This is a genomic window from Polaromonas sp. P1_A2, from assembly GCF_056406895.1.
In genome coordinates, this window is the sequence record NZ_JBFTZI010000002.1 from 898,704 (window position 1) to 920,469 (window position 21,766).

The 21,766-nt window shown below is 64.4% G+C and carries 28 protein-coding genes; 10 read left to right on the plus strand and 18 right to left on the minus strand.

Annotated features, from left to right (window positions below; genetic code table 11):
* Positions 1–88 precede the first annotated feature (88 nt).
* On the plus strand, positions 89–634 hold the full coding sequence (locus AC1D09_RS11225; RefSeq protein ID WP_477663797.1) for a DUF2846 domain-containing protein: 546 nt from the start codon (positions 89–91) through the stop codon (positions 632–634).
* 41 nt (positions 635–675) lie between these two features.
* Here AC1D09_RS11225 and AC1D09_RS11230 read toward each other — a convergent pair whose 3' ends face one another.
* The 4 genes from AC1D09_RS11230 to AC1D09_RS11245 all read right to left on the minus strand — a co-directional run bounded on the left by AC1D09_RS11230 (position 676) and on the right by AC1D09_RS11245 (position 2,550).
* Positions 676–1,218, minus strand: coding sequence for a CcdC protein domain-containing protein (locus tag AC1D09_RS11230; RefSeq protein WP_477663796.1), 543 nt, complete (start codon positions 1,216–1,218; stop codon positions 676–678).
* Between the two features lie 67 nt (positions 1,219–1,285).
* Positions 1,286–1,681 carry a type II toxin-antitoxin system PemK/MazF family toxin gene (locus tag AC1D09_RS11235; protein ID WP_477663795.1) on the minus strand — a complete coding sequence of 132 codons (396 nt, stop codon included), beginning with the start codon at positions 1,679–1,681 and terminating at the stop codon, positions 1,286–1,288.
* 54 nt (positions 1,682–1,735) lie between these two features.
* On the minus strand, positions 1,736–2,188 hold the full coding sequence (locus tag AC1D09_RS11240; RefSeq protein ID WP_477663794.1) for an ankyrin repeat domain-containing protein: 453 nt from the start codon (positions 2,186–2,188) through the stop codon (positions 1,736–1,738).
* 38 nt (positions 2,189–2,226) lie between these two features.
* A complete protein-coding gene (locus AC1D09_RS11245) occupies positions 2,227–2,550 on the minus strand; it encodes a DUF6172 family protein (RefSeq protein ID WP_477663793.1) in 324 nt (107 codons plus the stop codon).
* A gap of 196 nt (positions 2,551–2,746) precedes the next feature.
* Here AC1D09_RS11245 and AC1D09_RS11250 point away from each other — a divergent pair, with 196 nt between their 5' ends.
* Positions 2,747–3,271: a hypothetical protein gene (locus AC1D09_RS11250; protein WP_477663792.1), complete on the plus strand. Its 525-nt coding sequence runs from the start codon at positions 2,747–2,749 to the stop codon at positions 3,269–3,271.
* A 3-nt stretch (positions 3,272–3,274) separates the two neighbouring features.
* Here AC1D09_RS11250 and AC1D09_RS11255 read toward each other — a convergent pair whose 3' ends face one another.
* Entirely contained in the window at positions 3,275–3,832 is a 558-nt protein-coding gene (locus AC1D09_RS11255) for a helix-turn-helix domain-containing protein (RefSeq protein WP_477663791.1), read from the minus strand.
* A gap of 96 nt (positions 3,833–3,928) precedes the next feature.
* On the opposite strand from AC1D09_RS11255, the gene AC1D09_RS11260 reads away from it, so the two are divergent.
* Entirely contained in the window at positions 3,929–4,450 is a 522-nt protein-coding gene (locus tag AC1D09_RS11260; protein ID WP_477663790.1) for an N-acetyltransferase family protein, read from the plus strand.
* A gap of 9 nt (positions 4,451–4,459) precedes the next feature.
* On the opposite strand, the gene AC1D09_RS11265 is transcribed toward AC1D09_RS11260, so the two are convergent.
* The 4 genes from AC1D09_RS11265 to AC1D09_RS11280 all read right to left on the minus strand — a co-directional run bounded on the left by AC1D09_RS11265 (position 4,460) and on the right by AC1D09_RS11280 (position 6,868).
* On the minus strand, positions 4,460–5,008 hold the full coding sequence (locus AC1D09_RS11265; protein WP_074574574.1) for a DsbA family protein: 549 nt from the start codon (positions 5,006–5,008) through the stop codon (positions 4,460–4,462).
* A gap of 117 nt (positions 5,009–5,125) precedes the next feature.
* On the minus strand, positions 5,126–5,374 hold the full coding sequence (locus tag AC1D09_RS11270) for a hypothetical protein (protein WP_074574576.1): 249 nt from the start codon (positions 5,372–5,374) through the stop codon (positions 5,126–5,128).
* A complete protein-coding gene (locus AC1D09_RS11275) occupies positions 5,361–5,726 on the minus strand; it encodes a hypothetical protein (RefSeq protein ID WP_074574578.1) in 366 nt (121 codons plus the stop codon). Before AC1D09_RS11275 ends, AC1D09_RS11270 begins: the two co-directional genes overlap by 14 nt.
* 239 nt (positions 5,727–5,965) lie before the next feature.
* The gene (locus AC1D09_RS11280) at positions 5,966–6,868 is read right to left on the minus strand and encodes a LysR family transcriptional regulator (RefSeq protein WP_477663789.1); all 903 of its coding nucleotides are present in this window, start codon (positions 6,866–6,868) and stop codon (positions 5,966–5,968) included.
* 124 nt (positions 6,869–6,992) lie between these two features.
* Here AC1D09_RS11280 and AC1D09_RS11285 point away from each other — a divergent pair, with 124 nt between their 5' ends.
* The 3 genes from AC1D09_RS11285 to AC1D09_RS11295 are packed head-to-tail and all read left to right on the plus strand — an operon-like array spanning position 6,993 to position 10,275.
* Positions 6,993–7,955, plus strand: coding sequence for a hydroxymethylglutaryl-CoA lyase (locus AC1D09_RS11285; RefSeq protein ID WP_477701068.1), 963 nt, complete (start codon positions 6,993–6,995; stop codon positions 7,953–7,955).
* A 54-nt stretch (positions 7,956–8,009) separates the two neighbouring features.
* Positions 8,010–9,218 carry a CaiB/BaiF CoA transferase family protein gene (locus AC1D09_RS11290; RefSeq protein WP_477701053.1) on the plus strand — a complete coding sequence of 403 codons (1,209 nt, stop codon included), beginning with the start codon at positions 8,010–8,012 and terminating at the stop codon, positions 9,216–9,218.
* A gap of 43 nt (positions 9,219–9,261) precedes the next feature.
* The gene (locus AC1D09_RS11295; protein WP_477663787.1) at positions 9,262–10,275 is read left to right on the plus strand and encodes a tripartite tricarboxylate transporter substrate binding protein; all 1,014 of its coding nucleotides are present in this window, start codon (positions 9,262–9,264) and stop codon (positions 10,273–10,275) included.
* Positions 10,276–10,373: 98 nt separating this feature from the next.
* On the opposite strand, the gene AC1D09_RS11300 is transcribed toward AC1D09_RS11295, so the two are convergent.
* Positions 10,374–10,958, minus strand: a complete 585-nt coding sequence (locus AC1D09_RS11300) for a MarR family winged helix-turn-helix transcriptional regulator (protein ID WP_477663786.1) — start codon at positions 10,956–10,958, stop codon at positions 10,374–10,376.
* A gap of 109 nt (positions 10,959–11,067) precedes the next feature.
* On the opposite strand from AC1D09_RS11300, the gene AC1D09_RS11305 reads away from it, so the two are divergent.
* From AC1D09_RS11305 to AC1D09_RS11315, 3 genes are all read left to right on the plus strand, one after another.
* On the plus strand, positions 11,068–11,868 hold the full coding sequence (locus AC1D09_RS11305; RefSeq protein ID WP_477663785.1) for an SDR family NAD(P)-dependent oxidoreductase: 801 nt from the start codon (positions 11,068–11,070) through the stop codon (positions 11,866–11,868).
* Between the two features lie 89 nt (positions 11,869–11,957).
* On the plus strand, positions 11,958–13,034 hold the full coding sequence (locus AC1D09_RS11310) for an alkene reductase (RefSeq protein WP_477663784.1): 1,077 nt from the start codon (positions 11,958–11,960) through the stop codon (positions 13,032–13,034).
* Positions 13,035–13,127: 93 nt separating this feature from the next.
* On the plus strand, positions 13,128–13,943 hold the full coding sequence (locus AC1D09_RS11315; protein ID WP_477663783.1) for an SDR family NAD(P)-dependent oxidoreductase: 816 nt from the start codon (positions 13,128–13,130) through the stop codon (positions 13,941–13,943).
* Between the two features lie 81 nt (positions 13,944–14,024).
* On the opposite strand, the gene AC1D09_RS11320 is transcribed toward AC1D09_RS11315, so the two are convergent.
* The 8 genes from AC1D09_RS11320 to AC1D09_RS11355 form a co-directional block, all read right to left on the minus strand.
* The gene (locus tag AC1D09_RS11320; RefSeq protein WP_436154846.1) at positions 14,025–14,240 is read right to left on the minus strand and encodes a TOBE domain-containing protein; all 216 of its coding nucleotides are present in this window, start codon (positions 14,238–14,240) and stop codon (positions 14,025–14,027) included.
* Positions 14,241–14,288: 48 nt separating this feature from the next.
* Complete coding sequence (locus AC1D09_RS11325; protein WP_477663782.1) at positions 14,289–15,188, minus strand: ATP-binding cassette domain-containing protein; 900 nt, start codon at positions 15,186–15,188, stop codon at positions 14,289–14,291.
* 18 nt (positions 15,189–15,206) lie between these two features.
* A complete protein-coding gene (gene ssuC / locus AC1D09_RS11330; RefSeq protein ID WP_477663781.1) occupies positions 15,207–16,103 on the minus strand; it encodes an aliphatic sulfonate ABC transporter permease SsuC in 897 nt (298 codons plus the stop codon).
* Between the two features lie 15 nt (positions 16,104–16,118).
* Entirely contained in the window at positions 16,119–17,282 is a 1,164-nt protein-coding gene (gene ssuD / locus AC1D09_RS11335; protein ID WP_477663780.1) for an FMNH2-dependent alkanesulfonate monooxygenase, read from the minus strand.
* A gap of 44 nt (positions 17,283–17,326) precedes the next feature.
* Positions 17,327–18,337, minus strand: coding sequence for a sulfonate ABC transporter substrate-binding protein (locus AC1D09_RS11340; RefSeq protein ID WP_477663779.1), 1,011 nt, complete (start codon positions 18,335–18,337; stop codon positions 17,327–17,329).
* A 16-nt stretch (positions 18,338–18,353) separates the two neighbouring features.
* The gene (locus tag AC1D09_RS11345; RefSeq protein ID WP_477701054.1) at positions 18,354–19,373 is read right to left on the minus strand and encodes a sulfonate ABC transporter substrate-binding protein; all 1,020 of its coding nucleotides are present in this window, start codon (positions 19,371–19,373) and stop codon (positions 18,354–18,356) included.
* Positions 19,374–19,518: 145 nt separating this feature from the next.
* Positions 19,519–20,118: an NADPH-dependent FMN reductase gene (gene ssuE / locus AC1D09_RS11350; protein ID WP_477663777.1), complete on the minus strand. Its 600-nt coding sequence runs from the start codon at positions 20,116–20,118 to the stop codon at positions 19,519–19,521.
* A gap of 138 nt (positions 20,119–20,256) precedes the next feature.
* Positions 20,257–21,306, minus strand: coding sequence for a sulfate ABC transporter substrate-binding protein (locus tag AC1D09_RS11355; RefSeq protein ID WP_477663776.1), 1,050 nt, complete (start codon positions 21,304–21,306; stop codon positions 20,257–20,259).
* 178 nt (positions 21,307–21,484) lie between these two features.
* Between AC1D09_RS11355 and AC1D09_RS11360 the strand changes: the two genes are divergently transcribed.
* Positions 21,485–21,757, plus strand: coding sequence for an oxidative damage protection protein (locus AC1D09_RS11360; protein ID WP_074574597.1), 273 nt, complete (start codon positions 21,485–21,487; stop codon positions 21,755–21,757).
* Positions 21,758–21,766: the final 9 nt, after the last annotated feature.

A 21,766-nucleotide genomic window follows, 5' to 3' on the forward strand; every position in this document is an offset into this window, starting at 1 on the left:
CGAACCTGGGAAGAGGAATGAATATGGCTGCGCAATCCATCGCCGATGAGCAAGACCTGTACTCGGCGCCAGCTATAGTTCAAGTCCTATGAGCATCTCACACCTTTCCGTAGCGCCATCCAACCTTCTGCACCGGGTGCGTGCCTGGCGACTTGCGGCCTTGTCAGCTTTGGGCGCTCTCCTGCTTTTGCAGGGTTGTGCCACCGGCCCGAAAGGCCCGTTTTTTGCGCCGGCATCGCCTTCAGCTGAGGCAGCGACGGTTTACGTCTATCGCCTGGATACGCCACCGTACCTCAGAAAGCCCGACGTCAAAATCAACGACGTGGTCGTTGGCGAACTGCCCACCAACAGCTACACAGTCGTCAAACTGAAGCCCGGTAACTACACCGTGAAGACCAACTGGAACGGCACGCTCTCCCTGGGACTCGACGGCCTCATTCTCAACGCGGATACGGCCCTTTCCGTCGCTGCCGGAAAATCGTATTACGTGAACCTCGTTGGCAGGCTGAGTGTCGCCGGCACGGCGGTGGGCTATGGCGCCAGAATCATCAGCGAGGAGTTGGCTGAGCCACCAGGCGCCATTTACCTGTGCGCCTTCATTCCGCCTGCGAACGTGGGCATTGAGCCCAGGTGAAACTCTTCACTTGAGTTGCGCTGCCACTTCTCCAGACTAGATTAAGCATCACTCTGCGCTTCACGCTCCCTCTTGGCCCGCAAGACACGAAAGCGCCAGCGCACAAGGCCGATGGCATAGCTGATGTAGTAGCCCGCCAGCAGGCCAAAGACGGCCAGTGTGAGCGGGCTGCGCGCGAAGTCACCGAGGCCGTTGGGCATCCCCGGTGCGATGAGGTAGACCTCGACCAGGCGATAAACAATGCGCGCGACAAACAGCAGTGAGAGCGCGATGCCCAGGTGCGCATTGGGTGTGTAGTACAGGCCTTGGGGTGTCGGCTCGAAGCGTGTCTTGCCCAGCCCGAAGACGCCCAGCCAGGCGCCCAGGCCCAGGCCGCCGGCCAGCCAGCAGAGCCGGTCCAGGTGCTCGCGCGCGGCAAAGCCAAGCAAGACTATGAAGACGGGAAAGATCACCAGCGTGATCCAGGGACGAATCCTCGACAGGCGCTGGCGCCCCACCATGCGGCGAAAGCGAGCATAGACACGCCATGTGATCAGCGGAACAAGCACAAGCCATGTGAGGGTGGAGGGAGTGGGCGCTGGCATGGTGTTGGCCTTTAATTGGCGAGGAATGGGCACAGGCGGCGGAAACGACCCGGCGTGATGCTCCGGACTATCGCTGGAGAAACGACGCCTGCAAAAATCGCATGCCCGCCAGTATCTGCTGAACCCGTTCAGCCGACAAGCTCCCTATGTGTTCACCGAGGCGCGTCTTGTAAACCGAAGAGACCTGGGACACGACCACCACGCTTTGCTTCTGCAGGCTCCCTTCGCCAGGCTCCAGCAAGACATTGCCCGGCTCGGTCGCGCGGTTCAGGTTGGAGGTCAGCGCGCACACAACCACGGTGCTGATGCGGGAGCGGTTAAAGACGTCGTCCTGCACGATGACATGGGGATGCCGGGAGCCCGGGATGGAGCCGCGTGAGGGATCGGGCTCTATCCAGAATATGTCGCCCTGCTTGAAGGTGTCGGGAAAAGGGCCTGAAGGGGCTTCGGTATCTCTGTCCATGAGCCGTAGTTTCTCACCTCGGACATCCAGCACCCCAGGCGATGCAGCCCAGGGTCAAGGGGTTGCTCCCGCATCGATCAACAGCTTGGCGATTTTGGTGTGACCTGCTTCGCGCGCCTGGGCCAAAGCGGTGTCGCCCCACTTCGAAACCTCCTTGAGGCTTGCACCCGACTTGATGAGCAGTTGCACCGCACGGATGTGGCCGTGGCTGCTTGCCTGCATAAGCGGTGTTTGCATGTCCCCGTCCGGGCTGTTCACATCGGCTCCCGCGCCAAGCAGAAGCTGAAGTATTTCCGTCCGGCCGTGAAAAGCGGCGAAGGTCATGAATGTGGGCGATGCCCGGCTGTCCTTGCGCAGGTTGGGATCAATCTTGCCGGCAATCAGCGCTTTGACCTGCGCTACGTCATTGCGCTCTATGGCTCGCATCATCAAATCATGCTTGTCTGATGCCGCAACTACAGACGCGAAAAACAGGCCCAATAGCAAAAACACGAATCGGGTCAGCATGTTTTCCGCTTTCGAGAATCGACTCTGGATGCGCTTATTTACTCGCCATCCATCAAATCATCCTCACCCTCATTCCTCACCCGCGCCACCTTGATACCAGGCTTGGCCAGCACCTCGACATAAAACTGCTCGCCGCCGTCTTTCACGATTTCGTCAATCGACTTGATGAGGTTTGCCTCGGAGACAACAACCGCCGAAACATCGCTATAGCCTGACTTGCAATCGAAGTCCCAGAAATCCACGCCCTTGGGCAAGGCCTTGGCGCGTTCGCGTTTGAAATATTTGCGGATGTCGTGTTTGGCGGCTTCGAGCAGGCGCTCGCGGTTTTTGCCTTCGACTTTGAGCTGGAATGTTTTCTTCATGAGTACTTTGGTGTCAGTGAGCGGCCTGTTGCGGCCACGGGATGCTACCGATTATCGGGCCGCGGCCGCATGGGCCTGCAAAACCATGGGCAAAAGCGGTGCGGCGGGCCACAATTTGCGCGGCATGGCGTTTGCTTGACCTACGCGCCAACGTGCAAGCCCCCCATCGTCCCTTCAAAGATTCAAGGAGTTTCCGATGATCTATGGTTTGACTTACCTCGGTGTGATCCACACCGCCATCAGCCTGGTGGCCGTCGCGGCGGCGCTGATTGCCTTTTTTCGCGACAAGGAAATCATTGCCGCGTCCACCCTGGGCCGGGTCTATATCTGGACTACGGTGCTGACCTGCCTCACGGCTTTTGGCATCTTCCAGCATGGCGGTTTCGGCAAGCCGCATGCGCTGGGCATCATCACTCTGCTGGTGCTGGGCATTGCCTGGGTCGCGGGCAACACCAAGGTGCTGGGCCGCGCCTCGCCTTATGTGGAAACGCTCAGTTATTCGATCACCTTTGTGTTCCATATGATCCCGGCGATCACCGAGACCTCCACGCGCCTGCCGCTGGGCGCGCCGCTGCTGCCGAATGCCGATGCACCTGAGCTCAAGGTGGCCACGGGTGTGTTGCTGCTGCTTTACCTGATTGGCGCGGCGCTGCAGGTCAGGCGCATACGCGCGCGCAATGCGGCGCAAGCGGTGCCGCTGCCGGGCTCGGCTACTGCTTGAGCATCAACCCGGGCTGATGACCAGCAAATAACGGCAACCCCCTCGCCCCAGGGTTTTAAACACCAGCGGGCGGTCCACGCCAAAGTCCAGGCAGTCGCCGGGTGCGAGTTCAAAGGCCTCGTCGCCGTATTCAATGCGCAGGCCGCCCTCGACCAGCCAGAGGCGCTGGCGGTAGGGCTGGCCTGTCCACCTTGGGTAGGCGACGCGTGTGGCGCGCGGCAGTTCGACCTCGACCATCTCGGCGCCGCCTTCGCTGCCGCGCTCGGCCACCTGGCGGCGCAGATAACCGGCTTCGGGGTCGCGCCAGACTTCCTGGTCCGCCCTTTTGCGCAGGCGGCGGCCGGCGTCCTTGTCCTCTTCGGTGAGCAGTTGCGCCAGCGGCACGCCCAGGCCGGCCGCGAGCCGGCCCAGGATCATGGCGGTGGGGCTGCTTTCGACACGCTCGACCTTGGAGATCATGGCCTTGCTGACACCGGACAGTTCGGCCAGCTCGGCCAGGCTCAGGCCCTTGGCCTGGCGCAGGGCCAGCAGCCGGGAGGCGATCAGGGCGTCAATCGTCATGGCTTGCTTTCAGTGGAAAAAAGATTTGTCCATCATAAGGGACAAATAATCTCTTATAGTAGACAAATCTTGATTTCCCTTCCGAAAGGAGCCCCCATGCATCCCGTGCTGTGCACCGAAGAACGCCATGCCGGCCAGATCCTGGCCATCTTCAACGAGGCCATCGCCAATTCAACCGCGCTGTACGACTACAAGCCGCGCACGCCCGAAAGCATGGTCAGCTGGTTTGCCGCCAAGCGCAGCAACGGCTTTCCGGTGATGGGGCTGGAAGACGACACGGGCAAGCTGCTGGGTTTTGCGAGCTATGGCACTTTTCGCGCCTTCCCGGCCTACAAGTACACGGTCGAGCATTCGGTCTATGTGGAAAAAAGCTGCCGCGGCCAGGGGCTGGGGCGCAAGCTGCTGGAGGCCGTCATCGCCAAGGCCGAGGCGCAAGGCATGCATGTGCTGGTGGGCGCGGTCGACCTGGAGAACAGCGCGAGCATGGAGCTGCACAAGCGCCTGGGCTTTGAGCATTGCGGCACGATCAAACAGGCGGCCTTCAAGTTCGGCCGCTGGCTGGACCTGGCGTTTTTGCAGAAGACGCTGGTGACGCCCCTGCAGCCGGTGGACGGCTAAGAAGCGGTTCTACGCCTGGCCCGATTGCGCCAGCGCCTTGTCGATGGCCTCATGCAAATGCTGCAGGCCGAAAGACACGTCGCAGACCACGCCGTTGACGTAAAACGTGGGGGTTGAGCGCACGCCCAGGTGGCGGCCGCTTTGCATGTGCTCCTGCACGCGCTGCAGGTAGACATGGTCGTTCATTTCATTCTGGTAGCGCGCCATGTCCAGGCCGGCCTGGGCGGCGTACTCGAGCAGGTGTTTGTCCTTGAGGTGCTGCTGGTGGGTGAAGAGCAGCTCGTGCATGGGCCAGAACTTGCCCTGGGCGCCGGCGGCCTCGGCCGCTTCGGCGGCGAGTTCGGCATGGGGGTGCACCTCGCGCAGCGGGAAATGCCGGTAGACAAAACGCAGCTGCGGGCCGAAGTGCGGCAGCATGACTTTTAAAGCGCCGTAGGCCTGGAAGCAGGAGGGGCACTCGAAGTCGCCGTACTCGAGCAGCGTGACCGGGGCCGACGAGCGGCCGCGTATGTGGTCTATGGCCTCGTCAGGTTCAAGCTGGGGGTCCGGCGTGGGCATGGTTCACCTTTCTTCGACTGTTCAACTCTTGGTTGACACAGTATGCGCCCTGGGCCGTGACGTGATCAAGACGCCGGGCAGCCAAGGCGCGGGAAGCGATGAAACAGTCTGTGCGGATCAGCCCTGGTTGGCCGCGTTCTCGAGGGCTTCGTCCAGCGCCTTGCACGAGGGCGAGCACACGGCCTGGGACTTGCCCAGCACCTTGCGCGTGCCCATCAGGGAACGGGCGCGGTGTTTGCCGCACATAAAGCAGGACATGGTGGCCGCACCGAAGGAGGTGGTGGCGGCGAACGGGGAGCCCGAGACCTTGGACTTGTAGCGCAGGCCGTCTGCGAGGACAGCGGTTTTGGCGTCAGCTCTTGCCATGGTTTGGATCTTCCTTGGTTTGGGGGGTTGAAGGTTTCATGGCCTTTTCGATGGCCTCTTTGGCCTGCTGCTCGGCGGCGAGCGAGGCGTCCAGCGCGGACCGGCACAGGCCCGCGTACTGGTAGTTCACGTTTTCATACAGCTCGGCGGCGGCCGGATGGGTGTCCAGCAGCGCGCCCAGCGCCACGCCCGGCTCCACGTCGCCCAGTTCGCTGACGAGGTGCAGCACCACGGAGCGGTATTGCTCGGCGCCCACAGGCACCGCGCTGTGCTCCAGGCGCTCGAGCAACTCGGCCAGCACGTGGGTGACCGTGAGGTCGGTTTTGTGGGGATGGGGTTGGGTGGCGTTCATGCAGTGAATCTGGGGTTTCCTTCCCCAAAATCAAGCGCCGTGGCTGGCCAGGACGCCCGCCTTGCGGCGGCTGCCGGACCCGATTGGGCCTAGCCTGGATCAGCCTGGCACGCTATATTTTCTATAGCTGATGACGCTTGTCTGCCGTGGGTTGGAGGCTTATTTTACCGCAAAAGCGGGGCGACCGCTTTCACCGCGCCCAGCGGGGGGTTTTAGGGGGCCGGGCCGCAGCATGCGGCTCAGGCGCCGGAGCTGTCCGCCAGGTGTTTGGCCAGCAGCCTGGCCGCGGCCGACAGGCCGGCCTCGTCCCTGAAGCAGATCGCAAAACGGCGCCTGGCCCAGGCATCCGTCAGCGGCATCACGCGCAGGCCGAAGGTGCGCGCATAGGGATCGGCCACCTCGCGCGGCACCACGCTGATGGCCAGGTTGGCGCGCACCACCCGCAGCGCGGCCTCGAAGTTGGAGACGATGACGCGGTGCACGATGGCCTTGCCCTGGAGCGCGGCGGCGCGCTGCAGCAGCACCTGCACCGCGCTTTGCGCCGGCAGGCTCACGTGTTCGTAGCCCAGCGTCTGCTCAAAACTCAGGGTCTCATGCACAGCCAGCGGGTGCGAGGCATGGGCCACGATGGCCAGGTGGTCGTGTCGGTAGCCGCGGGACTGCAGGCCCGACAGGTCGGCCGCGTCCCAGCAGATGCCGACCGAGGCCACACCCTCCTTGATGCCGCGTATCACCTCGGGGCTGACGCGCTCTTCCATGCTGATGCGGATGTCGTGGTGGGCCGGCGCCTGCAAAAAGCCGGCGACGTCGTCGGCCAGCGATTCGGCCATGACCGAAGCCGTGGCCAGGATGCGCACCTGGCCGCGCACGCCCAGCGCATAGTCGCCCATTTCGCGCTCAATCTGCTCGGCGCTGGCCAGCATGGCGCGTGCGTGCTCCAGCAGGCTTTCGCCGGCCGGCGTGGGTTCGACGCCGCGCCGCCGGCGCAGCAGCAAGGGCGTGCCCACGGTGTCTTCGAGCTGGGCCAGGCGCTTGCTGACGGCCGAGCCGACGATGTTGGCCTGCTCGGCCGCGCGGGCAATGCTGCGCGCGTCGCAGACGGCGGCAAACAGGCGCAGCGTGGTCAGGTCCAGGTCTCTCATGCTTGCCTTTTTGAGATTTCAGATATTCCAAATTGGAACAGCATAGCTTCCAAAATTGAAAAACCAAACAGTTTGGGAAATTCTAAACTGGGGACTCGGAACTTCGGAGACACACCCCGTGACCCTGGCCACCCATCCCGCAAGCATCGCCCCCGCCCTGCCCGCCCACGCCATCATCCGCGAGGTCGGCCTGCGCGACGGCCTGCAAAGCATTGCCGCCGTGATGCCGACCGCCCACAAGCTCGAATGGCTGCGCCAGGCCTATGCGGCCGGCCAGCGCGAGATCGAGGTCGGCTCTTTTGTGCCGGCGCGCCTGCTGCCGCAGCTGGCCGACACGGCCGAGCTGGTCGCCTATGCCAAGACCCTGCCGGGCCTGCTGACCTCGGTGCTGGTGCCCAATCTCAAGGGCGCGGAGCGCGCGATTGAATCGGGCGCCGACCTGATGCTGCTGCCGCTGTCGGCCAGCCACGCCCACAGCCTGGCCAATTTGCGCAAGACGCCTGACGAAGTCGTTGCAGAGATAGGCCGCATACGCGCGGCGCGCGATGCCTCGGGTTCGCGCATCGTGCTGGAGGTCGGCATGAGCACGGCTTTTGGCTGCACGCTGCAGGGCCGGGTCGAACCGGCCGAGGTGCTGCGTCTCTTGCAGGCCGTGCTGGACGCGGGCGCAGACCGCGTGAGCCTGGCCGACACCGTAGGTTATGCCGACCCGGCCATGGTGCACGACTTGTTCGAGGCGGCTTTTGTGCTGGTGGGCGACAAGCTGGCCTGCGGCCATTTCCATGACACGCGCGGTATGGGCATGGCCAATGTCTATGCCGCGCTGCAGACCGGCATGACGCGCTTTGACGCCTGCCTGGCCGGCATAGGCGGTTGCCCGCACGCGCCCGGCGCCAGCGGCAATGTGGCCAGCGAAGACCTGGCCTATATGTTCGCGAGCATGGGTATACAGACCGGCATTGACTTCGACAAACTCATGGCCTTGCGCGGCCAGGTGGCCGGATGGCTCGAAGGCGAAAGCCTGCACGGCACGCTGTGGCGAGCGGGCCTGCCCAAAACCATGCGGCCCGCCGCCGCAAGCGCCTAAACTCTTCGCTGGCAAGCTTTGCCGGCATTGCTTTTTTTCTTTCACGACACCCGCATGCAAAACACCCCTGCTTCCACCCCACCCCAGCCGCTGGCCGGCCTGCGCGTCGTGGAGTTCACCCATATGGTCATGGGCCCGACCTGCGGCATGCTGCTGGCCGACATGGGCGCCGAGGTCATCAAGGTCGAGCCCATAGACGGCGACCGCACGCGCCACCTGCTGGGCGCGGGCTCGGGCTTTTTCCCGCTGTTCAACCGCAACAAAAAAAGCATAGGCATTGACTTGCGCGATGCGGCCGGCGCCGAGGTGGCGCGCCGGCTGTGCGCCAGCGCCGACGTGGTGGCCGAGAACTTCAAGCCCGGCACCATGGCCAAGTACGGCCTGGACTACGCCGCGCTGAGCGCCGCCAACCCGCGCCTGATTTACGCCAGCCACAAGGGGTTTCTGCCCGGCCCTTACGACCACCGCACGGCGCTGGACGAAGTGGTGCAGATGATGGGGGGCCTGGCCTATATGACGGGCCGGCCCGGCGACCCGCTGCGCGCCGGCAGCAGCGTCAACGACATCATGGGCGGCATGTTCGGCGCCATCGGTGTGCTGGGCGCGCTGATACAGCGCGGCATCAGCGGCAAGGGCATGGAGGTGCAGTCGGCCCTGTTTGAGAACAACGTCTTCCTGGTCGGCCAGCACATGCTGCAGTACGCCATCACCGGCCAGCCGGCCGCGCCCATGCCGGACCGCATCTCGGCCTGGGGGGTGTACGACGTGTTCAGCGTGAAGGACGGCGAGCAGATTTTCCTGGCGGCCGTCAGCGACGCGCAATGGGCCGCGTTTTGCGACGCGCTGGGTTTTGCCGACCTCAAGGCCGACGCACGTTATGCCGGCAACAACCAGCGCGTCACCGAACGCCCCACCCTGCTGCCGCTGCTGCGCGAACGCCTGGCGCTGCGCAGCGCCCGCGAGCTGGTGGCGCTGTTTGAGGCGGCCGGCCTGCCTTTTGCGCCCATACGCAAACCCGAGGAGCTCTACGACGACGAACACCTGCTGGCCACCGGCGGGCTGGCCGACATCAAGCTGCCCGACGGCGAGCGCGCCGGCCAGATCGCCAAGACCACGCTGCTGCCGCTGACCATGGATGGCGAGCGGCTGAAGGTCCGGCTGAACCCGCCCACGCTGGGCGAACACACACGCGAGCTGCTCGCCGGCCTGGGCTACGGCGAAGGCGAGATCGAGCGGCTGCACCGCGAAGCGGCGGTCTCATGATGCGCTAGACACCCCCACGATTCACGACAAAAGGAGACAAGACATGCGCAACACAACAAAGAATCCCATCAACATTCACCGCCGCCACACACTGCAAGGCCTGGGCGCCCTGCTGCTGGGCGGCGGCCTGGCCTGGGCACCGCGCCGCGTGCTGGCGCAGGCCACGGAACGCGCGGTGCGTTTTATCCTGCCGGTGGGCGCGGGCTCGGGCGTGGACACCATAGTGCGCGCCGCCACCGCGGCCCTGGGCAAGACACTGGGCCACCCGGTGGTGATCGAAAACCAGCCCGGCGCGGGCGGCATCGTCGGCACCTCGGCGCTCGTGAAAGCGGCGCCCGACGGCATGACGCTGGGCGTGGTGTCCAACAACCATGTGGTCTATCCCAGCGTCTACAAGTCGCTGCCCTTCGACCCCATCAACGACATCACGCCGATCTGCGTGCTGGGCAGCACGCCGTTTGTGCTGGTGGTCAATCCGGCCAAGGTGGCGGCAACCAATGTGAAGGAGCTGGTGGCCCTGCTCAAGGCCAAACCCGAGGCCTACAACTACGCTTCATCGGGCAACGGCACCATATTGCACCTGGCGGCCGAGATGTTCATGGACGAAGCCCAGGTCAAGGTCAAACACATCCCCTACAAGGGCGTGGGGCCCATGGTGACCGATTTGATAGGCGGCCAGGTCGAGATCGGCGTGCTGGCCCTGCCCGCGGTGCAGGCCCACCTCAAGAGCGGCGCCCTGCGCGCCATAGGCGTGGGCAGCGCGGCGCGTGTGGCGGCCGCGCCGGATATCCCGACGATTGCCGAGCAAGGCCTGCCCAACTACAACATCGAGGGCTGGTTTGCCGTAGTCGGCCCGGCCAAACTGCCGATGGCCGAAGCCAGGCGCATACAGGCCGCCGTGGCTGCGGCGTATGCCACACCCGAGGTCAAGGAGGCCATGGCCAAACAAGGCAACACCATCAATCCCGGCACGCCCGAGGCGGCCGCGCAGTTCTTTCGCAGCGAAATGGTGAAGTACGCCAGGCTGGTGAAAAAGGCCGGCGTTGAACTGCAGTGAGACCCGCCAGCAGCGTGTAGCCTGTCGACACCGGCTGGATAAGCGGGAAGAGATGAGCTGAAGCACATGCTTCAGCAGCGGCTCTCCGTCCGCTGTGCTCAGACGCTCCTCTCAGCTTGCCCGGAACTGGGGATACCCGCCGGGGCCGGCGCTTGGTCGTCCGCCTTAAAGGCAAGCAAAAACGCGTCGGAAGCCACCTGGTCGGCCAGGGCCCTCAAGCTCGCAGCCGAGGCAGGACCCAGAACAAGCTCCACGCGATCGTTTGTTGCTGCCCAGTGCACCATGCCTTCCGAAAGCCGTGTCTTGCCAAGCGAAGTGAGAACGCTGTGTTTGGTCCGGCGGTCATGGGCGTCCTGACGCAACTCCACAATTCCGTCGCGCACCAGAGGCCTTAGCGCATGGGTGAGGGCCGAAAGCTGAATGGCGAGCCGGGCCGCCAGGTCCTGTAGCGTCGGTCCCTGTTGATCGGCGCCCGTGAGCATGTGGATTCCTGCGATGAGCGCGAGCTGCGTGGCTTTGAGGTCCAAGGGCGCCAGCGCTTCGTCATACAGCTGCTCCAGCCTGCGAGCCGCCAGGCGCAGTGGCGTGACCACGCAGGCCCGTCCGGCCAGGATGTCCTGCTCATCTGCGGCAGGCTGATCCGGGCCGGATTCCGTATCAACAAGGTCTTTGGTAATTCCCATATTTACAAAATGGTTTAGTACTGCACTATTGATGGTTTGCGCGCAATCGGTCTTATATTTGAGCCCTCAACTTATTAGTTGAGCCCTCAATTTTATTGGAAAACTCTCAATGACAACTCCCAGTTCCCGGAAAGTCGCTCTTGTCACAGGGGCATCTTCCGGCATAGGCGCCGTTTATGCGGATCGCCTCGCCGCACGTGGATACGATCTTATTCTGGTCGCCCGGCGCGCCGAGCGCCTGCAGGCCCTCTGCGCGCAAGTCTCAAAGGCGCACGGCATCGAAGCCGAAGCTGTCGTGGCCGATCTGAGCAAAGACCAGGATTTGGCGCGGATCGAGACGATTCTGTCCACCCACAAGGATCTGCGCGTCCTGGTGAACAACGCCGGCATTGCCCGCCTGGGACCGCTTGCCCAAAGGTCCGCGGACGACGCGCTGTCGCAGATTGCCCTCAACATTACAGCGTTGACACGCCTGACTCAGGCGGTGGTACCCGCATTCATCGGCAGAAACCAGGGCGTGATCATCAACATCGCTTCTGTCCTGGCCATCCATTCGATGCCCATCAGTGCTGTCTACAGCGGTACCAAGGCCTTCGTCCTGCAGTACAGCAGGGGCCTGCAGCAAGAGCTTGCCGAAACCGGGGTGAAGGTTCAGCTCGTCCTTCCGGCGTCGACGGCCACCGAGATCTGGGATCTGTCGGGCGTCCCTCTGGCGGCCCTCAACAAGGATGCCTTGATGACGACCGAGCACATGGTCGACGCGGCGCTCGCCGGGCTGGACCAGGGCGAAACGATCACCTGGCCGTCGGTGGCTGATGCCAACCTGTGGGAAAAGTACGAGGCAGCCCGCTCCGAGCTGTTCGCGAACACCCAGGTTGGAGTGCCGGCACCTCGCTACAACATCCTCTGAGCCGAGCCCGCTGAACGTTACGGCTCTTTCTTTTCCCTCCTTTCCTTTCGTTTTCCATTTTCCATTTTCCATTTCCCCAAGGACAGCACATGCTTTTCGATGCCTTCTCCCTGCGTGCCACCCCGCTCAAGAACCGTACCGTGATGTCGCCGCTCACGCGCAGCCGCGCGAGCGACAGCAACACGCCCAACAGCTTGATGGCCACCTACTATGCCCAGCGCGCGAGCGCCGGCCTCATCATCACGGAAGGAACCTCGCCCTCGCCCAACGGCCTGGGCTATGCCCGGATCCCGGGCCTCTTCAACGACGCCCAGGTGCAAGGCTGGAAGCTGGTGACCGACGCGGTCCATGCCAAAGGCGGCAAGATTGTCGTGCAGCTGATGCACACCGGCCGCGTGTCCCACCAGGCCAACCTGCCGGCCGGCGCCGAGGTGCTTGGACCTTCACCCGAGGCCTGCCCTGGCGAGATGTGGACCGATACCCAAGGCAGCCAGCCGCACACGCCGCCGCGCGCCATGACGGAGGCCGACATCCAGGCCGTGATCGGCGAGTACACCACGGCCGCGCGCCTTGCCATCGCGGCCGGTTTCGACGGCATCGAACTGCACGCTGCCAACGGCTACCTGCTCGAGCAATTCCTGAACGCCAACGTCAATCGCCGCACCGACCGCTACGGCGGCACGGCCGAAGGGCGCAACCGGCTGGTACTCGAGGTCGCCCGCGCTGCCGTGAAGGAGATCGGCGCCGAGCGGGTCGGCATCCGACTGTCGCCTCATGGTGTGGTCAACAGCACCGGCAGCTTCGACGGCGTGGACGAGCAGTACCTGGCGCTGGTGAAACAGCTCTCCGCGCTCGGCCTTATGTACATTCACGTCCTGGACCATTCGGCCATGGGCGCCCCGCCCGTCCCGGCCAAGCTCAAGGCCGATTTGAAGGCGGCGTTCGACGGCCCCTTCATCCTCGCCGGCGGACAGGACAAAGCCAGCGCACAACAGGCACTGAGCGAAGGCCGCGCGGACCTGATCGCCATAGGCAGGCCTTTCATCGCCAACCCCGACCTGGTCGAGCGCATGCGCCAGGGCGCGCCCTTGAACGCTCCTGTCCCGGACACTTTCTATACGCCGGGAGCCAAGGGCTACACGGACTATCCGACGCTCGCAGCTTGAGCATCAAACGTCCCCGATTGGCGCTCCACCCGGATACGCAAACCTCGCTGGCCTTGGAGTTCCCTGGCTGCTCTACACAATAGGGAGAACGATTTGAGTACCGATACAAGCGTCAACTTTGGCAGGCGCGCGCTGGTGACCGGCGCATCCAGCGGCATTGGCGCGGCAATCGCGCGTGAGCTCGCGGCGCTGGGCGTTGATCTCGTGCTGACGGCGCGGCGCCGCGACGCACTCGACGCGGTCGCCGCGACCTGCAAGGGCGTGAAGGTCGAGACCATCACCGCGGATCTCGGCAAGCCGGATGCTGCGCGGGCACTGTGGGACTCCGCGATTGCCGGCGGTCCCATCGACATCCTCATCAACAACGCCGGGTTCGGCTATTTCCGCCGGTTCGACGAGGTCGACTGGGCGCGCGACGCGGAGCTCGTCCAACTCAACATGACCTCGCTCGTCCAACTCGCACGGTGCTTCGTTGACGCGCGCAAGGCGACCACCAGCCGCGCGCACATGGTGAACATCGCGTCGACCGGCGCGTACCAGTCGGTGCCGAACATGGCGCTGTACGCCGCGTCGAAGGCGTTCGTACGCAACTTCAGCGAGGGCCTTCATGACGAGCACCGCGGCACGCCGCTGTCGGTGACCTGCATCTGCCCTGGCGGCACCGAAACCGCGTTCCATACAGCGTCCGGCGGGGGCGACTACTCGTGGATCGCGAACGCGTCGATGAAGAGCCCGGAGTTCGTGGCACAGGCCGCGATCCGCGCGATGCTGCGCGGCAAGCGCACGGTAGTGCCGGGTCTCTTCAACAAGCTGTCGTGCTTCGGCGTGCGATTCCTGACGCGGCGGACCGCGTCGCGCGTTGCGACCCAAGTCCTCGGCAGGCCGCGGTTCGTGCTGCCGACGCGATGAGCGCCTTGGGAGAAACGGCAACCATCGCAAAGAACCGATGGGTGCATGCCTCAAGGATCGCCAGAAGCCTGGGCAGTTTGTCTACAGCTTTGCGATAGACACCTCGGTCGACTTGACCAGTGCCACGACCTCGCTGCCGATGGCCAGCTCCAGCTGGTCGACGGAGCGCGTGGTGATGACCGAGGTGACGATGCCCCAGGGTGTTTCGACGTCGATTTCGGACACCACGTCGCCGCGGATGATTTCCTTGACCTTGCCGCGGAACTGGTTGCGGACATTGATGGCTTGGATGGACATAAAGGTTCTCCTGGAACTGGGTTAAAAAATCGTTGAATGGGTAAAAACTCAGACCGCCCAGCGCACACCGTGCACCGGCGTGTTGGGCCATAGCGGCTCGCTGGGCGAGATCGCCTCGCCGGGCTGCTGCAGCACGCGGTCCAGGATCTTTTTCTCGATCTGGCCGAACAGCGGCTCGCTGCGTTCGCGCGGGCGGGCGATGCGCACGCGCTCGTCGAGCGCGATGCGGCCGTCCTCGATCAGGATCACGCGGTCGGCCAGCGCCACGGCCTCCTGCACGTCGTGCGTGACCAGCAAGGCGGTAAAGCCGCTGCGCCGCCACAGGCCCTCGATGAGCTGGTGCATCTCTATGCGGGTCAGCGCGTCCAGCGCGCCCAGCGGTTCGTCGAGCAGCAAGAGGCGGGGGTTGTGCACCAGGGCCCGGGCCAGCGAGACGCGCTGGCGCTGGCCGCCCGACAGGCGCGCCGGCCAGTCGGGCTGGCGGTCGGCCAGGCCCACCTGGGCCAGCACGTCGGCCGCGGCCGCATGGCCGCCGGGCGGCAGGCCCAGGGCCACGTTGTCGATCACACGGCGCCAGGGCAGGAGCCGCGAATCCTGGAACATGATGCGCGTGTCCTCACGCAGGCCCCTCACGTCCTGGCCGTCCAGGCGTATGCTGCCTTGTGTGGCGGCCTCCAGCCCGGCCACCAGGCGCAGCAGGGTGGATTTGCCGCAGCCGCTGCGGCCCACGATGGCAACAAACTCTCCGGGTGCTATCACGAGCTCGGTGTGCTGCAGCACCTGGCGTTTGCCATAACGTTTCGAGAGTCCGCGGATTTCCAGGCGCACGCCGCGCTCCTGCGTTGACGGCTGCGCTTGCGTCGGCAGCGTGTCAGGTTCGGTATCGCGCCCGAGTTCCGTCGCCAGATAGGTTTGCGAAGATTCAAAAGAGATATGGGGATGCAGCATGGTGTTTCCTCGTGCCATTCAGGCCGCCGCACTCTGGTAGCCGGGATGCCAGCGCAGCCAGTAGCGCTCCAGCCCGCGCGCGAACACATCGGCCAGCTTGCCCAGCAAGGCGTACAGCAGGATGCCGACCAGCACCACATCGGTCTGCAAGAACTCCCTGGCGTTCATGGTCAGGTAGCCTATGCCGGCCTGGGCTGAAATGGTTTCGGCCACGATCAAAATCACCCACATCAGGCCCAGCGAAAACCGCAAGCCCACCAGGATGGACGAGAGCGCGCCGGGCAGGATGACTTCTCGGTAGAGCTGCCAGCGCGTGAGGCCATAGGTACGGCCCATCTCGATCAGGCCCGGGTCCACATTGCGTATGCCGTGGAAGGTGTTGATGTAGATCGGGAAGAAAACCGAGACCGCGATCAGGAACAGCTTGGCGGTTTCGTCGATGCCGAACCACAGGATCACCAGCGGGATCAGCGCCAGCGCCGGGATGTTGCGCACCATCTGTATGGTTGAGTCGAGCAGGGTTTCGAAAAACTTCACCGAGCCGGTCAGCAGGCCGACGGCCAGGCCCAGCCCGCCGCCCACGGCCAGGCCCGCGAGCGCCCTGCCCGCGCTGACCTTCACATGGGTCCACAGCTCACCCGAGGCCGACAGCGTCCAGGTGGCCTTGATGACTTCTGAGGGCGCCGGCAGCACGCGGGTGGAAAGCCAGCCCAGCGAGGAGGCAATCTGCCACAGTGCGATCAGGCCGACTGGCACCACCCAGGGCAGCAGGCGCTGGCCCAGGTCGCGCAGCACGGCGGCGATTTGCAGGCGCGGCAATGAGAAGCCCGCGGCCAGCGGCAAAAAGCCCAGGCCGGGAGCGTCCACGGTGTCGGGCACCGGGGTCACCTGGAGTTCACGAACAGAGTCTGTCATCAGAGCGCTCCAGGTTCAGCTTTGCGAGACGCGCGGCAGGTAGTCATTGGCCACGACTTCGCCAAAGGGGCCGTTGAGCACCTGGCCGGGCAGCTTCTGGCGCAGCCCGCGCGGCAGCAGCGGGAAGACCAGCTCGGCAAAACGGTAGGACTCCTCCAGGTGCGGGTAACCCGAAAGCACAAAAGTGTCCAGGCCCAGGGCCGCGTACTCCTCTATGCGTGCGGCCACGGTTTGGGGGTCGCCCACCAGGGCCGTGCCGGCGCCGCCGCGCACCAGGCCCACACCGGCCCAGAGGTTGGGGCTGATCTCCAGTTCGGCGCGCGTGCGTTTGCCGCCGCCCGCATGCAGCGCGGCCATGCGGCGCTGGCCTTCGGAATCCATGCGCGAAAACGCTGCCTGGGCGCGGCCCACGGTGTCGTCGTCGAGCCGGCTGATCAGGCTTTCAGCGGCGCGCCAGGCTTCATCCTCGGTCTCGCGCACGATGACGTGCAACCGTATGCCGAACTTGACCTTGCGGCCCAGCCTCTCGGCGCGGGCCCGCACGTCGGCGACTTTTTTGGAGACTTCGGCGGGTGGCTCGCCCCAAGTCAGGTAGGTGTCGACCTGCTCGGCGGCCAGCGCATGGGCCGGCGCCGAGGAGCCGCCGAAGTAGACAGGCGGATGCGGTTTTTGCACCGGCGGGTACAGCAGCTTGGCGCCTTTGACACTCAGGTGCTGGCCCTGGAAATCAAAACTTTCACCGGCGTGGCTGCGAGCCAGGATCTCGCGCCAGATGCGTATGAATTCGGCCGACTGCTCGTAGCGCTGCGTGTGGTCCAGGTAGACACCGTCGCCTTCGAGCTCGGCCTGGTCGCCGCCTGTGACCAGGTTGATCAAGAGGCGCCCGCCCGAGAGCCGGTCAAAGGTGGCGGCCATGCGCGCGGCCAGGCTGGGCTGGTGCAGGCCGGGCCGCACCGCCACCAGGAACTTGAGGTTTTTGGTGACGGGCAGCAGGCTGGCGGCCACCACCCAGGGGTCTTCGCAGGAGCGGCCGGTGGGAATCAGCACGCCTTCATAACCCAGGGTGTCGGCGGCGGTGGCGACCTGCTTTAAATAGTCATGGTTGACCTCGCGCGCGCCTTCGCCCGTGCCCAGGTAGCGGCTGTCGCCGTGGGTGGGAATAAACCAGAAAACCTGCATAAAAACTCCTTGAACCTTGAATACGGGGGTGCTTGGCGCTGCGCTTATTGGCGCGCGACCTGGGTGGCTTCAGGCCGCCAGACGATGTCGGCCACCTTGACGGGCCGTGGGATCAAGCCCAGCCGCAAAAAGGCATCGGCGACGCGCTGCTGGTCTGCGATGGCGGCGGCATTAAGCGGGCCGACAGGCGACACCGGACGGCGCTGGATAAACAGGCTCACCACGCCGGCGTCCAGCCCGCTGAAATCGGACACCAGCTTGATGGCCTCGGACCGGTTGCTTTGCACCAGCGCGTCGGCACGGCTCAGTTCCTCAAACAGCGCCGCAAGAGTCTGCCCATGCTGGGTGGCAAAGGGGCGCGAGGCCAGGTAAAAGGAGTTGTTGCTCGACAGCTCACGCCCCGTGGCCAGCACACGCGGCTTGATGGCGAGCTCGATCGCGGCGTAAAACGGGTCCCAGATGGCCCAGGCGTCCACGCTTTTGCGCTCGAAGGCGGCGCGCGCGTCGGCGGGCGCCAGGTAAATCGGCTGGATGTCGTCCCATTTCAGGCCGGCCTTGTCGACCGCGCGCACCAGCAGGTAGTGGGCGCTGGAGCCTTTTTGCAGCGCGATTTTTTTGCCCTTGAGGCCGGCCAGGCTGCGTATGGGCGAGTCGCCCAGCACCAGGACGGCCGAGCTGTCGGGCTTGGGCGGCTCAACGCCGACATAGACCAGTTCCTTGCCGGCGGCCTGGGCGAACACGGGCGGCGAATCGCCGGTCAAGCCGAACTCCAGGCTTCCCACCGACAGCGCTTCCAGCAGCTGCGGCCCGGCCGGGAATTCGGCCCAGGTGATTTTGGTGCTCGGAAAACGTTTTTCGAGCACGCTTTTTTGCTTGAGGATGACCAGGTTGACGGCGGACTTCTGGTAGCCGATGCGCAGCTGTTCAGGGGCTTTTTCGGCCTTGGCGGCGGACTGGGCTTTTACGCCCTGCAGGCCCAAGCCCCACAGCGAGGCCGTGGTGGCGACGATCTTCAGGAAGCGGCGGCGCAGTTGTAGCGGTGTGAGGGTGTTCATATGCGGTGTCCTTGTGTCAGGGAGCCGGTTTGTAAGCGGCTTCGCTGACGGCGATGGCCTTGGGGATCAGCTTGAGCTCAAAAAAGGTGTCGGCGAGTTTTTGCTGGTCGGCGATCACGCTGGCGGGCACGGGCTGGACCTTGAACTCATAGCGCTTGAGGCTGAGCTCCACCACGTCCACCGGCAGGCCTTGCAGCGGCGCGATCAGCTCGGCGGCCTTTTTGAGGTTGGCCTTGAGCCAGGCGCCCCGCTCCACCGAGTCGTCAAACAGGGCCTGGATGACCTTGGGATTTTTGGCGACGAAGCCGCGCTCGGCCAGGTAGTACTGGTAGTTGTTGACCACGCCCTTGCCGTCGGCCAGCACGCGCGCGCCTATGGCTTTCTCGGCGGCGGCGGTAAACGGGTCCCAGATCACCCAGGCGTCCACGCTTTTGCTTTCAAAGGCGGCGCGCGCATCGGCAGGCGGCAGGTAGACGGGCTGGATGTCGCTGAGCTTGAGGTGGTTTTTCTCAAGCAGCTTGACCAGCAGGTAGTGCACATTGCTGCCCTTGTTGAGGGCCACCTTCTTGCCTTTGAGTTCGGCCACGGATTTGATGGCGGAGTCTTTGGGCACGACGATGGCTTCGGCTTCGGGCGCGGCCGGGTCGTAGCCTATGTAGGCGAATTTGGCGCCGGCGGCCTGCGCGAAGATGGGCGGCGCTTCGCCCACATAACCCACGTCGACCGAGCCCAGGTTCAGGCCTTCGAGCAGTTGCGGGCCGGCCGGGAACTCCACCCACTTCACGCTGGCGTTCAGCGGCAACAAACGCTTTTCGAGCGTGCCCTGGGCTTTTTGCAGCACAAACAGGCTGGCGGCTTTCTGGTAGCCGATGCGCAGCTCGACTTTGTCCTGTGCGTGCGCCACGGGCAGCGTCAGCAAGGTGATCAGGCCCGCGATCAGGGCGGCCAGCAGCAGGCCCAGGCTGAAGTCCAGCCAGGTGCGCGCCCTGGAGGGTTGCGGGGAAGTGCCGGGCGTGCCGGCGGGGGTGGTGCTCATGGTGATGTCCTTGTCAAAAATCTTTTCCGGATGCGCGGCCGCGGGAGGCAAAGCTCCGCCCGGCCGCCTGTATAGCGGTTTCAAATGGCGTCGTGGAAATTCGGGGCGGCGGCTGACCGATCAGACCGAGCGCCCCGGCGCGGCGTCAGACGCTACATCGCACCCGGGAAAAGTGCACCGGCTCGAAGCCGGCAGTGGCCGGCTGGCGGAAGCTTTCGGCCAGCAGGGTCAGCACCGCGTCGTCCAGCCGCACGGCGATGTCGGGGCCGACCTCGTAGCGCTTGTCGGCCGACTGCGGCACCTGGGAATCGGTGGCGTAAACACCGGGCAGGATATGGCGCGCGGCCAGCGCCTGCAGCACCGGGCGCAGCGCGTAGTCCAGCGCCAGCATGTGGTGCGGGCTGCCGCCCGTGGCCAGCGGCAGCACGGTTTTTTCTTTCAGCGCGGTCTGCGGCAGCAAGTCGAGCAGCACCTTGAGCAGCCCGCTGTAAGCCGCCTTGTAAACCGGCGTAGCCACGACAACGGCGCGCGCCCTGGCAATCTGCTCGATGGCCTTGACGATGGCCGGGTGGCCCCATTCGGCCAGCAGCAACGCCTGGGCCGGCAGCTCGCGGATGTTGAGCCGGTCCACCACCAGCCCGCCGCGCAGGGCCAGCCTGTGGCTGACAGAGTCGAGCAGCGCCGAGGAGCGCGACTGCTCGGAGGGGCTGCCGGCGATCAGCAGTACGGATTGTTGCGCGGACATTGTTTGATTGAATCCCTGATTTGCCTTAAGTACCGGCGCTATGTGATGAATCATTCCCAGTGCCGGCGCGGAACCGGCTCAGCCGGGCCGCAGCGGGCGCCCCCTGGGGGGAGGCGGCCGAAAGGCCGCTTCGGGGGGTTACTTTCTCGTGTAGATCTGGTCGAAGGAGCCGCCGTCGGCGAAGTGCTCCTTGTCCGCCTTGGTCCAGCCGCCAAAAGCCTGGTCTATGGTGAACAGGTTCAGCTTGGGAAATTGCTTGGCGTACTTGGCAATGGCTTTTTGCGAGACGGCCGGGCGGTAGAAGTTCTTGCCGGCAATGTCCTGGCCTTCTTCGGAATAGAGGTACTTCAGGTATTCCTCGGCCACGGCGCGCGTGCCCTTTTTGTCCACGTTCTTGTCGACCACGGCGACGGCCGGTTCGGCGAGGATGCTCAGCGAGGGCGCGACCACGTCGAACTTGGCGCCGAATTCCTTTTCCAGCAGGTAGGCCTCGTTTTCCCAGGCGATCAGCACGTCGCCCTGGGCGCGCTGGGCAAAGGTGATGGTCGAGCCGCGGGCGCCGGTGTCCAGCACCGAGACATTGCCGTAGAGCTTGGCGACAAACTCCTTGGCCTTGGCGTCGCTGCCGTATTTGCGCTTGGCGAATTCCCAGGCCGCCAGGTAATTCCAGCGGGCGCCGCCCGAGGTCTTGGGGTTGGGCGTGATCACATTGATGCCGGGCTTGATGAGGTCGTCCCAGTCCTTGATGCCCTTGGGATTGCCCTGGCGCACGGCCAGCACGATGGTGGAGGTATAGGGCGAGGAGTTGTGCGGCAGCTTCTTTTGCCAGTCGGCCGACAGCCAGCCGCCGTTTTTCACCAGTGCATCGGTGTCACCGGCCAGGGCCAGGGTGGCGACGTCGGCATCCAGGCCGTCAATGATGGAGCGCGCCTGCTTGCCCGAGCCGCCGTGCGACTGCTTGATGGTCACGTCCTGGCCGGTCTTGGCCTTCCAGTATTTGATGAAGGCGGCGTTGTACTCGACGTAAAGCTCGCGCGTCGGGTCGTAGGACACATTGAGCAGGGTGACGGGCGGCTTGGGCGGCTGCTGGGCCTGGGCCGTCAGCAGTGACCCTGCCAGCGTCAAACCCAAACCCAGGGCGGCGGCCGTGCGGGTGGAAACATTGATAAAGTTGCGGCGTGAAGTCATGGTTGCTCTCTTTTCCAGAAAATGCGTGTAAATGCAGACAAAATGGATTCTGGAAGCAGCCTTAGAAAACCGGAACGAATAAAAACTCAGTTCTTTATTCTGTATTTATCCTTGGACGCCCTTTGGGGCCCTCGGATCACCCCTTTTGATCCCCCCGATACACGAAAGAACCCTCGCCATGGCACGCCTCGTCAAATGCATCAAGCTCGGTAAAGAAGCCGAAGGCCTGGATTTCCCCCCCTACCCCGGCGCCCTGGGCAAACGCATCTGGGAAGAAGTCAGCAAGGAAGCCTGGGCGGACTGGATGAAGCAGCAGACCATGCTGGTCAATGAAAACCGCCTGAACCTGGCCGACGCCCGCGCCCGCCAGTACCTGGCGCGCCAGATGGAAAAGCATTTCTTCGGCGAGGGCGCCGACGCGGTGCAAGGCTACGTACCGCCTACCCCCTGACACGGCGGC